The 19706-nt window shown below is 31.8% G+C and carries 17 protein-coding genes; 12 read left to right on the forward strand and 5 right to left on the reverse strand.

What is annotated here, in order from left to right; translation table 11 throughout:
• Window positions 1-401: 401 nt before the first annotated feature.
• Window positions 402-989: a glutathione peroxidase gene (locus tag AC4FQ3_RS03410; protein ID WP_042566922.1), complete on the reverse strand. Its 588-nt coding sequence runs from the start codon at window positions 987-989 to the stop codon at window positions 402-404.
• 870 nt (window positions 990-1859) lie between these two features.
• Here AC4FQ3_RS03410 and AC4FQ3_RS03415 point away from each other — a divergent pair.
• The 4 genes from AC4FQ3_RS03415 to AC4FQ3_RS03430 all read left to right on the forward strand — a co-directional run bounded on the left by AC4FQ3_RS03415 (window position 1860) and on the right by AC4FQ3_RS03430 (window position 4405).
• A complete protein-coding gene (locus AC4FQ3_RS03415; protein WP_491180868.1) occupies window positions 1860-2390 on the forward strand; it encodes an RNA polymerase sigma factor in 531 nt (176 codons plus the stop codon).
• Window positions 2390-3178: an anti-sigma factor gene (locus AC4FQ3_RS03420; protein ID WP_491180869.1), complete on the forward strand. Its 789-nt coding sequence runs from the start codon at window positions 2390-2392 to the stop codon at window positions 3176-3178. The genes AC4FQ3_RS03415 and AC4FQ3_RS03420 overlap by 1 nt, the downstream gene beginning before the upstream one ends.
• A gap of 94 nt (window positions 3179-3272) precedes the next feature.
• Window positions 3273-3650, forward strand: coding sequence for a DoxX family protein (locus tag AC4FQ3_RS03425; protein WP_463460982.1), 378 nt, complete (start codon window positions 3273-3275; stop codon window positions 3648-3650).
• Window positions 3651-3670: 20 nt separating this feature from the next.
• Entirely contained in the window at window positions 3671-4405 is a 735-nt protein-coding gene (locus AC4FQ3_RS03430) for a DUF3667 domain-containing protein (protein WP_052483767.1), read from the forward strand.
• A gap of 220 nt (window positions 4406-4625) precedes the next feature.
• On the opposite strand, the gene AC4FQ3_RS03435 is transcribed toward AC4FQ3_RS03430, so the two are convergent.
• On the reverse strand, window positions 4626-7841 hold the full coding sequence (locus AC4FQ3_RS03435) for a cytochrome c biogenesis protein (protein WP_491180870.1): 3216 nt from the start codon (window positions 7839-7841) through the stop codon (window positions 4626-4628).
• Between the two features lie 310 nt (window positions 7842-8151).
• Between AC4FQ3_RS03435 and AC4FQ3_RS03440 the strand changes: the two genes are divergently transcribed.
• Entirely contained in the window at window positions 8152-9840 is a 1689-nt protein-coding gene (locus tag AC4FQ3_RS03440) for a glycoside hydrolase family 28 protein (RefSeq protein WP_491180871.1), read from the forward strand.
• Between the two features lie 61 nt (window positions 9841-9901).
• Here the strand turns inward: AC4FQ3_RS03440 and AC4FQ3_RS03445 are convergent, their stop codons facing one another.
• The 3 genes from AC4FQ3_RS03445 to AC4FQ3_RS03455 are packed head-to-tail and all read right to left on the reverse strand — an operon-like array spanning window position 9902 to window position 12861.
• Window positions 9902-10933: a hypothetical protein gene (locus AC4FQ3_RS03445; RefSeq protein ID WP_491180872.1), complete on the reverse strand. Its 1032-nt coding sequence runs from the start codon at window positions 10931-10933 to the stop codon at window positions 9902-9904.
• 24 nt (window positions 10934-10957) lie between these two features.
• Window positions 10958-11908, reverse strand: coding sequence for a hypothetical protein (locus AC4FQ3_RS03450; RefSeq protein ID WP_491180873.1), 951 nt, complete (start codon window positions 11906-11908; stop codon window positions 10958-10960).
• Window positions 11908-12861 (reverse strand): hypothetical protein, encoded by a 954-nt coding sequence (locus AC4FQ3_RS03455; RefSeq protein ID WP_491180874.1) that lies wholly within the window; start codon window positions 12859-12861, stop codon window positions 11908-11910. The genes AC4FQ3_RS03450 and AC4FQ3_RS03455 overlap by 1 nt, the downstream gene beginning before the upstream one ends.
• A 171-nt stretch (window positions 12862-13032) precedes the next feature.
• Between AC4FQ3_RS03455 and AC4FQ3_RS03460 the strand changes: the two genes are divergently transcribed.
• The 7 genes from AC4FQ3_RS03460 (at window position 13033) to AC4FQ3_RS03490 (ending at window position 19586) form a co-directional block, all read left to right on the forward strand.
• A complete protein-coding gene (locus AC4FQ3_RS03460) occupies window positions 13033-13794 on the forward strand; it encodes a Rossmann-like and DUF2520 domain-containing protein (RefSeq protein ID WP_491180875.1) in 762 nt (253 codons plus the stop codon).
• Entirely contained in the window at window positions 13778-14305 is a 528-nt protein-coding gene (locus AC4FQ3_RS03465; RefSeq protein ID WP_042566914.1) for a KdsC family phosphatase, read from the forward strand. The genes AC4FQ3_RS03460 and AC4FQ3_RS03465 overlap by 17 nt, the downstream gene beginning before the upstream one ends.
• A 98-nt stretch (window positions 14306-14403) precedes the next feature.
• On the forward strand, window positions 14404-15330 hold the full coding sequence (locus AC4FQ3_RS03470) for a geranylgeranylglycerol-phosphate geranylgeranyltransferase (protein WP_491180876.1): 927 nt from the start codon (window positions 14404-14406) through the stop codon (window positions 15328-15330).
• A complete protein-coding gene (locus tag AC4FQ3_RS03475) occupies window positions 15323-15907 on the forward strand; it encodes a Maf-like protein (protein WP_491180877.1) in 585 nt (194 codons plus the stop codon). Before AC4FQ3_RS03470 ends, AC4FQ3_RS03475 begins: the two co-directional genes overlap by 8 nt.
• Before the next feature lie 10 nt (window positions 15908-15917).
• Window positions 15918-16448, forward strand: coding sequence for a mechanosensitive ion channel domain-containing protein (locus AC4FQ3_RS03480; protein WP_491180878.1), 531 nt, complete (start codon window positions 15918-15920; stop codon window positions 16446-16448).
• A gap of 116 nt (window positions 16449-16564) precedes the next feature.
• Complete coding sequence (locus AC4FQ3_RS03485; RefSeq protein WP_491180879.1) at window positions 16565-17668, forward strand: AI-2E family transporter; 1104 nt, start codon at window positions 16565-16567, stop codon at window positions 17666-17668.
• Window positions 17669-17864: 196 nt separating this feature from the next.
• A complete protein-coding gene (locus AC4FQ3_RS03490) occupies window positions 17865-19586 on the forward strand; it encodes a hypothetical protein (RefSeq protein WP_371198254.1) in 1722 nt (573 codons plus the stop codon).
• The last annotated feature ends 120 nt before the right edge of the window (window positions 19587-19706 follow it).

Below are 19706 nucleotides of genomic sequence, written 5' to 3' on the forward strand. Positions count from 1 at the left end.
AATTTTGAACGCGGATGACGCGGATTCGCAAGCGAAGACGCAGATGTTCGCGGATTTTTCTCATAGTTAGTCAAATTTCTACGAAAGAGAATCACATCCAGAGAATGACATACTTTATGTTCATTTATATGATTTCTCTTTTGTCAAAATAGCGCGCTTTTGAAAACATTTTTCAACATACTATTGTTATTATTTACCCTACCAGAAAAAAATCCGCAATAATCCGTGTCTTCGCTTGCGAATCCGTGTCATCCGCGTTCAATATCTCTCCAATATAAACTTTTGTCGATGTCGCACGTGAGATTGCTTCGTTCCTCTCAAAGACGTACTTTTGTCGTAAAAAAAATCCACAAACTTGAAAAATTCAAATTTGCGGACTTTTAGGTTTGATAGTTTTCTAATTAACTCTTTATCCAGTTGATAACTTCAGGATCAGTTGGTAAAGTTCTAGGTTTGATAACTTTAACCAATTCACCTTTTTCGTTGATTAAATATTTTTGAAAATTCCATTCTACTTCAGAATCCTGTAAGCCATTTTTAGATTTCTGAGTAAGGAATTTATATACTTCGCACATATCATCTCCTTTTACAGAAACTTTGTCCATCATCGGAAAAGTTACTCCATAATTTTGTTGGCAAAAAGCACCAATTTCTTCATTTGTACCTGGTTCCTGAGATGCAAAATTATTTGCCGGAAAACCTACAATTACAAAACCTTTGTCTTTATATTCTTTGTAAATTGCTTCAAGATCTTTGTATTGAGGCGTTAATCCGCACTTTGAAGCGGTATTTACAATCATTACTTTTTTACCTTTTAAAGAAGCAAAATCAAATGAATTTCCTGATAAATCTTCTACTTTAAATTGATAAATAGTTTCTTTTGTCATGACTTTATCCGTTTTAGGCGTTTTTGTTTTATTAGTTTGCGCTTGGTTTTGGCAACTAAATAAAAGTAGTGCGCCATACGCCATTATTATAATTTTTTTCATGTTTATATTTTTTATAAAATTAATCAAAATCAGTTTCTTAAAGAGATTTTGGCTGCTTATTTTTTCTTAATCATAAGTTAAATAAAAAAATGAAGCCTAACGTTAATCACTCGTTAGGCTTCTCCCCATACAAACAAATCAAACCATGAAATTAATTTTATATATCTTTTTATTTAAATTATAGCTGATGCACTGCGGTTATGATGAAAATTCTTTGTTCCTGAATTGTTAAACTTCCAAATACTTTCTGATTGGTGTTTACAATTTTTACATGGCTTATTTTCCTGGTCGTTTTGTAATTCAGGAAAATTTTCAGTCTGGAAGTCCGAGTAGCATCAACTATAAAATTTTATAAATCTTGATTTACAACTTTCTAATAAGAACTGTTATTTTCTAAATTTTCTATTTGATGTATTGTTGAAGAACTATGTCTAACAATACCTTTGCGAAGAATAGTATCTGTGGAATTTGAATACTGCAAAACACTAGTTAAGGCAATGATCAATATTTTTAATTTATTTATGTTACTCATGATGTTTTTTTTTGATTATTAAATTTCTTTTTTAATACTCTTAAAAGGCTCATACTAATCTTATATAAATCAAATTTTTAATCGGCTTTTATCTTTATTTTTTCAATATGTATTATTTCACTTACTTTTATAATGATATATACGAAAGAGATTAAATTTTGGTTTTAAAAAAAGTAAAAAAAAGTAAAAAAAATCATTATTTTTCGTAAACCCCTTATTTTTAAAGACCTGACAACAATTTAAAAAAAATGTTTTTTCATAAAAAAAATAAATTATCTTTATCTGATTGTAATAAAATATTTCCTAAAATTTTTGTTTAAGCTTAAAAACCAAAATGTATGAGTCAAGAAGAATTATTAGTTTTAATTTACAAAAAAGACGAAAGAGCTTTTACCCATTTGTATGATATGTATTCTAAGAGTTTGTTTTCGGTCATCAATGTTCTCATAAAAAACCGTGAAGAAGCTGAAGATGTTTTGCAGGAAGTTTTTGTAAAAATCTGGAAAAATATAGATTCGTATAACGAAAGTAAAGGTCGTTTTTATACCTGGATCCTTAATATAGCTCGTAATACGAGTATAGATAAGTTAAGATCTAAAAATTTTAATAATAGCCAAAAAAACCTTTCTTCGGATAATTTCGTAAATCTGTTAGATGACAGTAATAAACTCACTAATAAAATTGACTCCATTGGAATTCAGGAATTTGTAAAAAAATTGAAACCAAAGTGTATTGAAATTATTGACTTATTATTTTTCAAAGGATATACTCAACAAGAGGCGTCAGAAGAACTGGCAATTCCGTTGGGGACTATCAAAACACAAAACAGAAACTGTATTAACGATTTACGTAATTATTTAAAAATATAATGGAAGCACAAGAGTATATAGAATCAGGAATTTTAGAACTTTATGTTTACGGTTTATTAACCGAAACAGAAAATCTGGAGATAGCCGAAATGGCAAAGAAAAATCCCGAGGTTGAACAGGAGATCCTTGCTATAGAGAAAGCTATTATAGCTTTATCATCAAGTTTTTCACCTTTTCATTCTGTAGCTAATTTCGAAAAGATAAAAGCACGCCTCGAGCTGAAACATGGCAAAGTAGTCGATATGAAACCCGCATCAAACTGGTCTCAATATGTGGGCTGGGCTGCTGCAGTTTTAATGCTTTTGGGACTTGGATATCAAACTTTAGAATTAACAAAAACCAAAGAAGCTATTGCAACTGTTGGTAACGAAAAGAATAAAATTCAAAGAGAATTTGCTTATTTAGATCAGCAAAATAAAGAAACAGAGAAAAACCTAACTATTGTAAGAGATATCAAAAACACTGGTGTAACACTTGGTGGTCAGGCGGTTTCTCCAACTTCTTTTGCCAAAGTATACTGGAACAAAGACACCAAAACGACTTATATTGATGCTGCAGGTTTACCAAAACCTCCAAAGGGCATGGTTTATCAGGTATGGTCTTTAAAATTAAGTCCGGTTCTTACGCCTACAAGTATTGGTTTACTGGATAATTTTGAAGAAAATGATCAAAAAATCTTTGCTGTAGAGCAAACAGATTCTGCAGAAGCATTTGGAATTACACTTGAACCTGCCGGAGGAAGCGCAACGCCTACAATGGAACAATTGTATACTTTAGGAAAAGTATAAGATATAATTTTAAACAAAATTTAAAACGCATATTAATTTATTTTAATGTGCGTTTTTTTATTATTTTTAATTCAAAACACTAACAATCAAACATATGAACGGAAATTTACTTTTAAGAATCGCAACTGCAATCATACTTCTCTCCCACTCTGTTTTTGGAATTTTCAATAATGGTATAAACGATTTTGGAAATCTATATCTTAATCAGATTGGCTTTGCGCCGTTTGGTATTTTTCTGGCATGGTCAATAAAAATTTCGCACATCATTGCTGCTATATTGTTATTAATAAACAAATATGTTAAGCCTGCAGGTTTTGTAACTATTTTTATTTTGATAATGGGGATAATTTTAGTTCATTTTAAGGAAGGCTGGTTTGTTGTTGGTGGAGGAAGAAATGGTGTAGAATATAACTTTTTGCTGATTTTCGTTTTATTAGCCATTATGTATCCAAATGGTTTTAAGAAATCTTAATAATTTAAAAGTTTTAGAGTATGGAAATAACCTGTAAAAATTGTAATCAGACTTTTAAAGGACATTACTGCAACAATTGCGGACAACCTGCTGATACGCACAGAATAAATGCACATTTTTTATGGCATGATATTCAACACGGATTATTGCATTTTGATAATGGAATTCCTTATTCAATTAAACAATTGTTTATAAGACCAGGGCATTCAATTCGGGAGTTTATCGAGGGAAAACGAGTTAAACATTTCAAACCATTGTCTTTAGTTGCAGTTTTGGGAGCGCTTTATGGTTTTTTGTATCATTATTTTCATATCAATTTATTTCAGGCTTCTACAGATTTAGAGATTGATTTTAATGATTATAATGAGTGGATGGCAACTCATTTTGCCTGGGTTACGATTGCTACAATTCCTATTTATACTATTGGAACTTATATTGTTTTTAGAAAACAAGGCTATAATTTTGTCGAATTATTTGTATTGAACACTTTTAAGGCTTCACAAAGACTTTCTGTGCAAATTTTGACATTTCCAATACTTTTATATTTAAATAGTATACATCATGCTGAGAGGTTTTCATCTTTGACTTATCTTCTTGGTATTATATTGATATTTTGGACAAACATTCAGTTTTTTAATAAAATGTCAAGAACAAGAGCTTTCTTTTTAACGATTTTAAGTCACTTGATTTTTTTAGTTACTTTTTTTATCCTAATTATTATAGTGCTTGCTATTATTGGGAAATTGCCGAAATAAGAAATTATAAATGATTACTATTTGAATGTTCTAATGAAACCAAGTGCCCTAGCCCTGATGGTAACGGCATCCTTTTATGGTGGTCCCGATAGCTATCGGGAACCATAAAAGATACAGTGGACAGCAGGAAACAGCTTCTAATTCTGCTAATGATCAAAAAAAAGGTTCAACTTTACGCTGAACCTTTTAGGAGAATTAATAATTTGCTTTCTGAAATTATTTATTTTTTTGCTTTTACAGCTTTTTTGTTTTTATAATACTTATTGTATTTTGGATATGTTATAAGTGCAATTAAGGAAATAGTCCCTAGGGAATAATAAACCCAGCTTAATGAATGCGCTTCTCCACTTGCGTAAGAGTGCAGACCAACCAAATGGAAATTCACTCCATAATATGTAAATAAAATAGATACAAAGGCGTACATACTCATTACGTTGAAAAACCATTTACTACGAAGTGATGGTACAAAACGAGCGTGAATTACGAATGCATAAATCATGATTGAAATTAATGCCCAGGTTTCTTTTGGATCCCATCCCCAGTAACGTCCCCAGCTTTCGTTGGCCCATTGTCCTCCAAGAAAGTTTCCTATTGTTAACATAATCAAACCAATAGTCAAAGCCATTTCGTTGATATAAGTTATTTCTTTGATGTTTAATTCCATTTTGGCTTTGTTTTTCTCATTGGTAAAGAAAATCAATATCAGGGCTACAAAACCTAAAATCATTCCAAGTGCGGTTGGTCCGTAACTTGCCACAATAACAGCAACGTGAATCATTAACCAATATGAATTCAGAACAGGTTGTAAATTGGCAATTTCCGGATCAATCCAGTTGGCGTTTGATGCCATGAAAATCATCGCCGTCACAAACGCTGCAGATGCCACAGTAAGTTTTGATTTTCTGTCAAAAGCCAATCCGAAGAACATTGTTGACCAGGCCACATATACAATTGCCTCATAAGCATTACTCCACGGTGCGTGACCCGAAATATACCAACGGGCAATTAATGCGACTGTGTGAAGCGCAAAGATTAACCCAATTAATATATGAAAACCATTTACAGTGATTCGTAACCATTTTTTATCGAAAAAGATACTGAAAAGTGTAAAAATCAACATGAAGATTCCTGAAAGAGAATACCAGTAAAACATTTTTGGCAAAATATTATAAGTATTGTACGCGATTTCAAGATCAATTTTTTGTTCGCTTGGGCGTACTTTACTTCCAAATTTCTTCTGAAAACCATTAATACTTTCAACCAACTGATCTGCAGTACCAAAATTTTTAGAAATAGAACCGTTGTTTAATGCACTAAAATACATTGGCAGAATTTGTTTTACATACGTAGAATCCATTCCTTTTAAGCCTGCATTATTCAATTCTAAATAAGAGATCCATTTATTGTTTGGGTCATTCGGAATAGGAAATATTCTTAAAATACTTCCACTTAATGCTGACTCCATTAAATTTACTTTTTTATCAGCTTCGATAAAATCTTTCTCAAAACTATTTGGATTTCCTGCTTTGTAAGCGGCATCTAAATAAGGTGCAAGCTTATAATTTCCGTTTTCGTCAAAAAACTTTACAAACGGAGCTAATTTTGCTTTTCTGTCAACACCAATAATTTTACGAATACTATCATCTTTGGTATTCAGGTAAATAATAGGAACCTGAATCCAAACCTGAGCGTATTGCGTCATAGACAAAAATACCTGATCAGAATTCATTCCATTATAGGTATCGCTCTGGCTCACTTTTCTCAATAATTCAGATGAAAAAGTATTGATAGGTTTCATTCTACCGCCAGCATCCTGAATAATCAAACGCCCAAATTTTGCAGCGTGCTCTTTAGGAGCCTTATAGATTGTCAATAAAGAGTCAATTTGTTTTTGACTTGGCGGAGCTGTAACGTGATTGGCGTGATCGTTTGGATCTTCGTTATGCGAATGATTATGTTCATGAACATGAGGCGCTTGCGCAAAACCATTTAAACTGAATAATAAAACAAAAATGGTAATTAGTTTTTCTTTTTTCTTTTTCACTGCTTCTAATTTGCGTTTCAAATCTGCAAAACGAGAATGTTTGGTAAACATAATAGCCATTAAACCGAAGAACAACATAAAATATCCTAAATAAGTAATTGAAGTTCCCCAGAAATCGTGGTTTACAGACAATACAGTTCCTTTTTCGTCGGGATCAAATGATGATTGAAAAAATCTGTATCCTTTATAATCTAAAACGTGGTTCATATAAATATCAGCATCAAAAGTTTCTGTAGAATCCTGAACGGTTACTTTACTTTCAAAAGAAGAATAACTTTTCTCAGTTCCAGGATATTTTGTTGCTATAAAGTCGTTTAATTTTACTTTAAATGGCAAAACATAGGCTTTACTTCCGTAGAATAAAGTGTATTCAATTTTTCCTATTTTAACTGTTTGCGGTTCACCAATACTACCTTTAGAACCTAAAAGTCTTACTTGTTTTTCTTCACCATCAGCTTTAACTTTTACAATTAAAGCATCGTTATGAGATTTTGCTTTATAGTCATTATTTGATTCATAATCAACGATTCCTCTAACAGCAGGATCTGGAAAAACGATTCTAATATCACCAATACTATATAAAGATCGCATCATTAACGGCTGCACATTATCTTTAGTAACATCACCTTCAAGCTTATCAGCCATTCTCATGAAACGTCCTTCAAAAGGAGTTTGAATGGTGTATTTTTCGCCAGTTGTATTGATATTTATGGCACCATCTGTTGGTTTATTTAAAGCAAATAAAACATTATGAATGTTTTGAACTTCACCTTCTTTTAGGAAATGTTCTTCACGTCCGCCTGCTCCTGCTTCTACCAATTTAAGGTATAAAGTTCCGTTTGCACTTGGTTTTATAGTTTCTTTAGCGCCCATGATATATTTGTCAAAAGTCACTTCAAAAGGAGTTTCGTCAAATTTTCCTGAAATACTAAAATCATTATTGGTAACGGGCGATAACAAAAGGCTTTTTTCAAAAACCCTGCGTTTCATTTCACCTTTATATTCACCATCAGCAAGAATGGTTATAAATGTCTTATCAGAATAGATTTGGTTTTCGGCTGCGCCTTCGCGAATTGGCATCATACCTTCGTAACTAATATAACGTGTAATAAAAGCTCCTAAAAGAATAAAAATAAAGGCAATGTGAAGTAATAAAGTTGCCCACTTTTCTTTTTTTAATAATTGATAACGTTTGATGTTTCCGAAGAAATTGATCAGGAAGAAAACCATTATGGCTTCAAACCACCAGGTATTGTAAATTAAAATTCTGGCTGTATCGGTATTGTATTTACTTTCGATAAAAGTTCCAACACCCATTGCTATTGCAAATGTTAAAAAAAGAACGGCCATTAATCGTGTAGAAAACAAAAAAGAGAATATTTTTTTATCCATTTTTGAGGAATTACATTGTATAAAAGTGCCACAAAAGTACTTAAAAATGTTGAGTATCGATATTTGCCATTTGTTAATTAAAACCAAAAATAGGCTTAATTTAATTTGATGTTTTCATGTTAAACAAGTTAAATACTACAATTAATCTGTTTTATAATTCGTTTGAAAATGAAAAATTTTCATTAGATTTGTGTAATCGATTACATTTTTAATTTATATTTGAAAAACAGGAATTATTTCAGAATTGATAAAAATCGAGATTCAAAATAAGAATTACAGCTATTAATAACCACACTCATCTAATTTCGAAATGAAAACTAACTCAACTAACTTATTGTGCATTCTCGCAGCTTTTTTAGCGACTTGCTTTTCAGGAAGTATTCAGGCTCAAAAATCCAAAACAACTGATGTTTATCCCGGTATTGAATTTAAAATGGCAAAAGTTCAGGAGCCTAAAATTCCTAATAACTCCGTAAATATAAAAGATTTTGGAGCTGCAAACGGAGGTTACACTCTTAATACTAAGGCTTTCGCCGATGCTATAGAAGCTGTTTCAAAAAAAGGAGGCGGAAAAGTTGTTATTCCGCCCGGAATATGGCTTACGGGACCAATTATTCTGAAAAGTAATATTGAATTGCATGCAGAAACCGGAGCATTAATCAAATTTTCGACCGATAAAAGTCTATATCCTATTATAGAAACCAGTTTTGAAGGTTTAAATACATGGCGATGCATCTCTCCTATTTATGGTAAAAATCTCGAAAACGTTGCTTTTACAGGAAATGGTGTTTGGGATGGTTCAGGTGAAGTTTGGAGACAAGTTAAAAAAAGCAAACTAACAGAAAGCCAATGGAAAAAAGTGATAGCTTCTGGAGGAGTTTTAAATGAGAAAAAAGAAAGCTGGTATCCATCTGAAACTTTTATGAAAGCTTCTATTGGTGCCGATCAAAATGTGCGCCTTGATTTAAAAACAAAAGAAGAATTTGAAGCCATTCATGATTTTCTTCGTCCGGTAATGGTAAGTATTCAAAACAGTAAAAGAGTTCTTTTTGACGGACCGGTTTTTCAAAATTCCCCGGCATGGAATATTCATCCTTTAATGGTTGAAGATTTGATTGTGAGAAATGTAACGGTTAGAAATCCGTGGTATTCTCAAAACGGAGACGGTCTTGATGTTGAATCCTGTAAAAATGTATTGATTGAAAATTCCAGTTTTGATGTTGGTGATGATGCTATTTGTATTAAATCAGGAAAAGATAAAGACGGTCGCGATCGTGGCGTTCCCTGCGAAAATATCATTGTACGAAATAATATCGTATATCACGGACACGGCGGCGTAACAGTTGGAAGTGAAATGTCCGGAGGTGTAAAAAACCTTCACGTATCTAATTGTACTTTTATGGGAACGGATGTTGGATTGCGTTTTAAAAGTACACGCGGTCGTGGCGGAATTGTGGAGAATATCTATATTTCGGATATTTTTATGACCGATATTCCATCGCAAGCCATTTCTTTTGACCTTTATTATGGAGGAAAATCTATCGCAGAAACTTTGGCCGAAGGCGGAAATAAAATCAATACAAAAGCAATTCCCGTAAATGAAGAAACGCCGCAATTCAAAAATATTTCGATTAAAAACATCACAATTTCAGGAGCTTATCAGGCTGTATTTTTGCAGGGTTTGCCTGAAATGAATCTTGAAAATATTGAGATTTCAAATTTAATTGCAAAAGCAGAAAAAGGCTTTTCAATCATCGATGCAAACGGAATTAAAATAACAAATGCCAAATTAGATATCAAAAGTCCAACCATTTTTGAAATCTATAACGGAAAAAATATGTCTTTAAAAAATGTTGAATTCAACTCAACTTCTGCAAAAGCCGTTACTATTGATGGTGCCGCAAGTGAGAAAATTGAATTGGTTTCTTCTAAAGATGTAAATTATTCTAAAACAACGACTATTGGTGAAACTGTTGCTAAAGGAGCGGTGAAAATGTAAAAGAATAAAAAAATATAACCCAGCTTATTGATACTAATTACGCTGGGTTATATCTTTAAAATTATTTAGATAATGTGTTTTTCTTCAAAGCTATTATTTCTTCATTTTGCTTTTTATTTTCTTCTATCAAACTTTGAATATTCTTGTTTTGATCAATCATATAAAGTGTCAATTCCTCTATTTTCTGCAAAAGCCTGGCATTCATTTCTCCCAAATTAATTCCATTTTTAAGAACTTCTTCTTCATTAGGAATATTTTCTAAATGTCCTTTTTCATTAATATGTTTTTCAACTTCTGCAAGCGTTGGCAAATTATACTCTTTTTTAAAAACAAAGTCAGACCAGTCTTTCATATCAACTTTTACTTCCTGAGAATGTATTGTGCCTTTTACATCTAATTTATTATTTGGGTTTGTAATTCCAATACCTATATTTCCTTTATCTATTGTTAAATAAGTATCCACTCCATTGCCCCACGATTGGATATTATCATTTGGATCTCTTTCCCACCATGTTCTTGTATCAACATGGGGTGTCTTAAATGATACATCTATTGAAATACCATCATGTAGTCGAGTTGTCCACCAATTATCTGATGTAGCGTCTCTATATAACCATACTCTATTATAAACTGTATTTGAAATTACAGATCCACTACTTTCATTTATTAATTGATAAGAACCCGTTCCAGAATTTAATGGCACTTCTACATAATTTTCTAATGTACCTTTAATTATTTGATTTCCAACAAATGTATTTGTTCCCCGAGTTGCAAGTTCTATCCAGATAGGGTTTTTAGGAGTTAAATCACCAACAATTTTCCTGAAAAATAATCTATCATTTTCTGCAAATGAAGAAGCAATTTGCAATTGATGATTATTATTTGAATTTTCGTGTCTTACTACAAATAGATGTTGGTGTCCATAATAAGATAAATCAGGAACTCCTCCAGTATGATTTACACCTCCAAATACACCTGATTTTAACAGACCACCAAAGTCATTTGTCATTGGTGCATATCCATCCCCAATTTGTTGAGCCGATGCTGTAACTGTCAAAAATAATACAATGACTAGTGTTGTAATTTTTTTCATTAATATGCTTTTATATAATTAATTTTATTTCAGTTTTTGTTCCAATTTATCAAGTCTTTCAGATAACAATTTAAAAGATTTATTCTCTTCTTTTAAATTTTGAATTTCTTTTGATTGCTGAATTGTATATAATGTCAATTCCTCTATTTTCTGCAAAAGCTTAGCATTCATTTCTCCCAAATTAATACCATTTTTAAGCACTTCTTCTTCGCTTGGAATATTTTCGAGATGTCCTTTCTCATTGATATGTTTTTCAACTTCTGCAAGCGTTGGTAAATTATATTCTTTTTTAAAAACAAAATCGGACCAGCCAAGCAAATCTACTTTTACTTCTTTGGAATGAATTGTTCCGTTTACTGCTAATCTTGAATCTGGATTTACTGTTCCTATGCCAACTCTAGCTGCATCCAGAATTAATGGTTGGTTTCCTCCCCCTGTAGCCAAAATAATAGGATAAAGGTTATTTATGAAATCTGGATTACTAAAGGAATGGTTGATTAAAAACTGTCTTGCATCACCTGCTCCTATTCTTCGTGGATAAAAACTAGAAATTCCATAAACGGTAAGTGGGGATTCGGGTGATGATGTCCCAATCCCTAAATTACCATTTACAGTTTGATTTCCAATAAAAGTATTTGTTCCACGTGTTGCAAATTCAGACCATGCAGTATTTGTAGGTGTTAAATCCAAATTATTGGCAATCTTTCTAAAAAAAATCCTATCATTCTCTGTGTACAATGAGGCGATTTGTAATTGATAATTATTTGTTTGATTTACATGTCTAATAACAAACAAATGACTCCAGTCATGACTTACATCCGGAATCGTACCACGCGTAATCAAACCACTATATACTCCCGACTTTAAAGGTGTTGCAAAATCATTTATAACCGGTGAGAATCCATCCCCTATTTGTTGAGAAAAAGAAAATGAGGTAATAAATATAAAAGCAATTATTACGGTTGTTTTTTTCATTAGTTAATTCTATTTTTAAGTTGTGTAATTGTATTTTCCAATTCAGATTGTTTATTTTTCATTTGAATATTTTCTTTTTTAATTTCAATCATGTAAAGTGTCAATTCCTCTATTTTCTGCAAAAGCTTAGCATTCATTTCTCCCAAATTAATACCATTTTTAAGCACTTCTTCTTCGCTTGGAATATTTTCGAGATGCCCTTTCTCATTAATATGTTTTTCAACTTCTGCAAGAGTTGGCAAATTATATTCTTTTTTGAAAACAAAATCTGGCCAAGTCCACCCTAGCATATCTACTTTTACTTCTTTGGAGTGGATTGTACCGTTCACGTCTAGTTTATTGGTTGGGTTTGCTTTCCCTATACCTACGTTGCCATCTGTAAGAAAAAGTTCATCCATATATCCTTTTGAATAAGAACTTAATACTAGTCCCATTCGTGAATCATTAGCAGAAGCAAAAGTTAAATAACTTCTTATTTGAGGTCCTTGTAAGTCATTCCCGTAAGCAGTAAAAATAATTTTATTACCCTTTCCTGCAATGTTTTCATAATTTTTTAAGATTAAATCTTTATTAATCCCTAAATTACCATTAATACTTTGATCTCCAATAAAAGTATTATTACTTCTTGTTGCAAACTCAATCCACGTAGAATTTGTTGATGTTAAATCATGTGCGATTTTTCTAAAAAATAACCTGTCATTTTCATTGTATGATGAAGCTATTTGCAATTGGAAATTATTATTTGAATCAATATGTCTTATCGCAAATAAATGTTGCCATCCAGTACCTGCATCGGGAGTTTGTCCTATAGCATTTTGACCACTATAAACACCGGATAAAAGAGGAATGTTAAAATTATTTATTATAGGAGCATAACCATTCTCTCCAATAGATTGAGAAAATGATATTTGTATAACACAGAATATTGCCAAAAATGTAATTGTACTTTTCATTTATATTTTTTTTAATTATTAAAGCCAAAAATAAGTAAAGAAAATATTTATTTAAGCTTATTAAAAATATTTTTCTTACTATTTTTAAGATAATAAAGAGGTTGATTTTAATTTTATTTGTGTTGATTAAATAGGTTATATCCATTCAAAAAATAATGCTAATTTTGCGTTATGATTAAAATAACGTTAATTGGTTCCGGAAATGTTGCGCAGCATTTGATAAAAGCTTTCGCTAAAAGTGAGCTTGTTGAAATTGCACAGGTTTTTTCCAGAAAAAAAGAAACTCTGGCTTCTTTGATTGAATTTGATAAAATTGTAGACGATTTTCAGGATTTAAAAGAAGCAGATTTATATATTATTGCTGTTACAGATAATGCAATTTCCGAAGTTTCAGCACAATTACCTTTTAACAATCAACTTGTTGTTCATACTTCAGGAACTGCGTCAATTGATACTTTAGACGCTAAAAATCGTAAAGGCGTTTTTTATCCCTTACAAACTTTTTCTAAAAATAAAGAAGTTGATTTTTCAGTGATTCCGATTTGTCTGGAAGCTGAAAACACATTTGATTTTCGTGTTTTAGATACCGTAGCAAAAAGTATTTCAAAAGCTGTTTTCCCTATAAATTCAGAGCAGCGTAAGGCACTTCATGTTGCTGCCGTTTTTGTGAATAATTTCACCAATCAATTGTATCAGATTGGTCAGGAAATTTGTGAAGAAAATAAGGTTCCTTTTGAAATATTGAAGCCTTTAATTCAGGAAACAGCTGATAAAATCAATACTTTAAATCCAACCGAGGCTCAAACCGGACCTGCAAAACGCAATGATTCGACTACAATTGAGGCACATTTGGAATATTTAACCAATGAAAATCAAAAGAATATTTATAAAATACTAACACAATCTATACAAAATAATGGCAAAGAGTTATAAAGAAATAATGAACGATATTACAACATTTGTTTTTGATGTTGATGGCGTACTTACAGACAGTTCTGTTTTTGTAACCAGCGAAGGTGAAATTCTTCGCACGATGAATATTCGTGATGGTTTTGCCATGAAAGCAGCTGTAGAAAGTGGCTATCATGTTTGTGTTATTTCTGGCGGAAGTAATGAAGGTGTTCGTGTTAGACTTCAAAATTTAGGCATTAAAGACATTCATTTGGGAACTCCAAACAAAGTTGAAACCTTTAAGGAATACACTGATACTTATAACATTAAACCGGAACAAGTTTTATATATGGGCGATGATATTCCAGATTTTCATGTTATGAAATTAGTAGGATTACCAACTTGTCCGCAAGATGCAAGTCCTGAAATCAAAAATATTTCCCGTTATATCTCTCACGTAAAAGGCGGACGAGGTGCTGCACGCGATGTAATCGAGCAAGTGATGAAAGTACAGGGAAAATGGATGGAGTATTTTAATGGTCAACACGACTAATAATTATGAATTATTAATTATAAATTATTAATGATTTTCGTTGTGGTGAAAAGCCTTTGAACCTTTGTCCCTCAGAACCTTAGAACCTTCAAAAAAAAATGAAATACCTTAAACTCATTCGTTACCAAAACCTGTTAATGCTGGCTTTTATGCAGCTTTTATTTCGTTATGCTTTTTTAAAACAGCAGGACATTCCTTTGGCTTTGGCCGACTGGCAATATGGATTATTGGTTTTAAGCACCGTTCTATTGGCAGCAGCGGGATATGTAATTAACAATATTCTTGACGTTGCGACGGATAGAATTAATAAACCAAATGACGTAGTAATTGGCAAAAACATTTCTGAAACCCGAGGTTACAATATTTACATTGGGTTAAATATTACAGGTGTTGCCATAGGTTGTTATCTATCAAATGTGATCATGAGACCAACTTTTGCCGTGATTTTTATATTGATTGCTTCTGTGCTTTATTTCTATTCTACAAGCTTAAAACAAATTATGGTTTTAGGAAATTTTGTAGTAGCTGGTGTATTGTCATTTAGCGTTATAATTATTGGTGTTTTTGATCTTTTTCCGGCTACAAATGCTGAAAATCAAGCGCAAATGGCGAGTATGTTTTCTATATTAATTGATTATGCCTTGTTTGCATTTATGATTAATTTTATTCGCGAAATAGTAAAAGATATTGAAGATGTAAATGGTGATTATAATCAGGGAATGAACACTTTACCAATTGCAATTGGAAATAGCAGAGCTGCAAAAATAGCCTTAGGATTTGCTATTATTCCTTTCATATTGTGTTTACTTTACATTAATAAATACTTTTTAGAAAACAATTTATATATCGTTACTCTATATGCTTTTGCTTTTGTTTTAGCACCGCTTTTATACTTTATAGTAAAAACATTTGGTGCAAAATCACAAAAAGAATTCCATCATTTAAGTAATGTTTTAAAACTGATTTTGCTTTTCGGAATTTTATCAATTTTGGTTATTACCTTAAATATCAAGTACAATGCTTAAAGAAAAATTAAAAAAATATACTTTAATCCTGGCCTCGGGATCACCACGCAGACAGCAGTTTTTTAAAGATTTGGACCTTGATTTCGAAATCAGGTTAAAAGATATCAAAGAGATTTATCCTCTAGAATTAAAAGCTGTTGAAATAACCGATTATTTGGCTGAATTAAAAGCCAGCGCATTTGAAGGTGAACTACAACCAAACGAAATTTTAGTGACCAGCGACACCATTGTCTGGCATCAAAATAAAGCATTAGGAAAACCTAAAAGTGCCGAAGAAGCTTTTGAAATGATCAAATCAATGTCGAATACTACACACGAAGTATTTACATCGGTTTGTTTTAAAACCAACTCTGCTTCTACCCTAATTAATGATGTAACAAAAGTAACCTTCAAAGATTTGTCTGACGAAGCTATTTTATATTACATCGAAAACTACAAACCTTATGATAAAGCCGGTGCTTATGGTATTCAGGAATGGTTTGGTTTTATGGCAGTTGCAAAAGTAGAAGGTTCTTATACCAATGTTATGGGCTTGCCAACAGCTAAAGTTTACGAATATTTGAGTACTTTAGTGTAAAAATTTATTTATGTTTTCTTTCAAAGAATATAGTCAGGAGATCTTAACAACCATCATTCTTCTTTTAACTTTAATGGCATTACGCGTTATAATTGCAAAATTAATTCGTCGTTATGCACATTCAAGTCAATTATTAGAACATCGGACTAATTTGGTTATAAAGTATATTCACATATTAATGAATATATTGGTTACCATTAGTTTAATTGTCATTTGGGGAGTTGATACCAAAGATATTTTTATTACCGTTTCTTCAATCGCTACCGTTATTGGTGTAGCTATGTTTGCGCAATGGTCTATTTTGAGTAATATAACTTCCGGTATGATTTTGTTTTTTTCATTTCCCTTCAGAATTGGCGATACTATTAAAATTCATGACAAAGATTTTCCCATCGAGGCAGAAATAGAAGACATTAGTGCTTTTCATGTTAATCTTCGAACAAGAGACGGCGAAAGAATCATTTTTCCGAACAATCTACTGCTTCAAAAAGGGATTTCAATCATGCCAAGCCATTATGAAGATAAAGAGTTTTTTGACTAAAATTTATAATGGGAATCTTGTAAAGTAATATAAAAAACGTACAACACAATTTTGTGAGAAATTAAGGAATTTTGTTTAGATCAATTTTCGATCCATGTAACTTAATTTCTATACCAATGATTCGAACAATAAAATTGCCATTTTACGCTAAACTTTCCTTCATTCTTATAACTTTAATTTGTTTTGCATTTATATTTTGTGTCGGAAAAGATATCATTACACCCGTATTGATGGCCTTTTTATTTGCCGTTTTATTATTGCCTATTTTTACTCTTTTAAACGTCAGACTTAAATTTCCCAGACATCTTGCCGCTATACTTTGTGTTTTAATATTTGCTGCATTTATTGTGGGCATATTAGTCTTTATATCTTATCAGGTCAAAGATATCGCCAACGATTTTGATGCTATAAAGAAAAACGTTAATGTCTTTATAATTGAGGTACATAAGTTTGTAAAAGACAATTTTCATATCAGTATTGGTGAACAAAAAAAATACCTTGATACAGTCACCAAAGATTCCGTTAAAAACGGAGGTGTCGTTACTTTGGGTTCTGCAATACTATCTATCACCGATCTCTTAATAGATTGTACTATTATTCCAATTTATACGTTTTTGTTCTTGCTGTACAAAGATCATTTTATTCTTTTTCTGGCAAAATTAGTCAACAAAGAAGACCATTCTGCTTTAAAAGATATATTAGGACAAATACGGGTTTCTATAAATAATTATATTGTTAGTTTATTGTTAGAAATGATTGTAGTTTCAATTTTGACCGGTTTAGGACTTTGGATTGTAGGCGTCAAATATTTTATTCTATTAGGATTAATAACCGGAATTTTAAACCTAATTCCTTATATAGGTATTACAATTGCGGGTATAATAACTCTTTTGGCATCTTTATCCGGAACGCCCGAAACATCTGTGTTTTTAAGTATTCTGTTAGTAAATCTCGTTGTTCAGTTAATCGATAATAATTTACTTGTGCCTTTAATTATTAATTCTAAAGTAGAAATTAATGCTTTTGTATCTATTTTGGGAATCATTGTTGGAGGAGCCGGTGCCGGAATTTCGGGAATGTTTTTAGCGATTCCGCTTTTAGCTATTTTGAAAATTATTTTTGAAAGAATAGAATCGTTAGAACCATGGGGATATTTAATGGGAAATCATATGCCGAGAAAATTTACGTGGAGAATCAGAAAACTCAAAATTGAAAATTAAATAATAAATGGTTCTTTTAAAAAATATGAGTTTTATTTATCTTATATTCATGTAAAAATTATCTGTAAAAAGCCCACTATACTTAATGTTCCGAAACTTTAAAATAATACTATCTATTTCACTATGCTTTTTTTTGCAGAGCATTTGTGCGCAGGTAGATAAGCCAAAACCGGAAACAAAAAAAGATAGTGCGGCGATGTATAAAAAAATCCAAAACTATTCTAAAAAACACAAGTTTACCAAAACTTTGCACAAATTACTTTTTAGAGCCAATAAACCTAAAAAGAAAGAAGCTGAAATTATAGAAAAAGATACGGCTAATTACGATGGTAAAATCATTAGAAATATAACTGTAGTAACCTTAGATCCGTTTGGTCATTCGATAGCAGATACTACCGCAAGGCCTCGAAATTGGGGAGAACGAACCGGTAATAAACTTCATCTTAAAACAAAAAAAATAGCCATTTACAATTTATTGCTATTTAAAAGAAATGTTCCGTACGATTCTTATAAAGTGCAGGAATCTGAGCGTCTTATACGTGCGCAGCGATATGTAACTGCGGTTCGAATTACAAAGCAATTAGCGAGTCCGGCCTCAGATTCTGTAGATGTTACCATTCGCGTTTTAGATTCCTGGAGTACCATTCCAAAATTCTCCATATCAAGCAGCCGGGTTTCTGTGGGATTTAAGGAAAAAGATTTTTTTGGTTCAGGCCAGGAACTTGAATATCGCTTTACCAATCGTTTTGATGACGGTCAAAATGCCAATGACGTTATCTACACAATACCAAATATCAAAAACACCTATATTAGTACCAAACTAAGATACAATATGGATTTGGATAATAATTATTCTAAAAGTATTGATATTGAACGTGATTTCTACTCGCCATTAACCAAATGGGCAGGCGGAATGTTTTTTGCACAAAATTTCAGAAGAGATACGCTTCAGGCGCCTTTACCTGATACCACATATGCTTTTCAGCCTTTTAAAAATAATGTACAGGATTTCTGGGTGGGAAAAGCATCAAAAGTTTTTGAAGATGATAATAATGGCGTTACCAATTTAATTGTATCTGCCCGTTTTCTGAATGTTGATTATACGGAAACGCCTTCAGATTTATATGATCCAACGCATTTTTATTCTGATGAAAAACTATTATTAAGCGGTATCGGAATCAATACCAGAAAATTCGTCAAAGACAGTTATATTTTTAGGAACGGTGTAACAGAGGACGTTCCTATTGGTAGAATTTATGGCATTACGCTTGGTTATCAGTATAAAAATAAATATTGGCGGCCATATGTGGGAGCTCAGTTTTCTTTTGGAAATTACTATGACTGGGGATTTTTAAGTACCAATTTTGAAGCCGGAACTTTTTTCCATCAATCAAAAACATATCAGACTTCGTTTTTATTTGAATCGAATTATTTTACCAAATTATATAGTATAGGAAATTGGAAATTAAGACAATTCGTAAATCCAAAACTGGTTTTGGGTGTAAATCGTGAGGAAATTATTGGAGACGAACTTAATTTAAATGAGCAAAATGGTCTTGCGGGCTTTAATGCTGCACTATACGGAACCAGTAAAGCGGTTTTATCATTACAGACACAAACTTATTCTCCGCATGCAATATGGGGATTTCGTATGAATCCGTTTTTTAATTACTCCATCGCCGTTTTAGGAAGTCCGAATGATGCCATGTTCAACAACAAAGCTTATCAAAAAGTAACAATTGGCTTATTGATCAGTAATGACTATTTAGTTTTCAGTTCCTTTCAATTATCCCTGTCATACTATCCAAGTATACCGTTACAGGGTGATAATGTATTTAAAACCAATACTTTTGAAACTACAGATTTTGGTTTACAGAATTTTGAACTTGCAAAACCAAGAATTGTTGAATATAAATAATCGATTTTGTCTTTTAATTTTTTGCAAAAAAAATGAAGAAAAAGTGCTTTTTTAAAATTTTAGTAACTTTTTAAAAATCAAGACATTCCCAATACAGTAGCGGTTTCACATCGACGAAAC

Source organism: Flavobacterium sp. AK-345 (assembly GCF_058310175.1).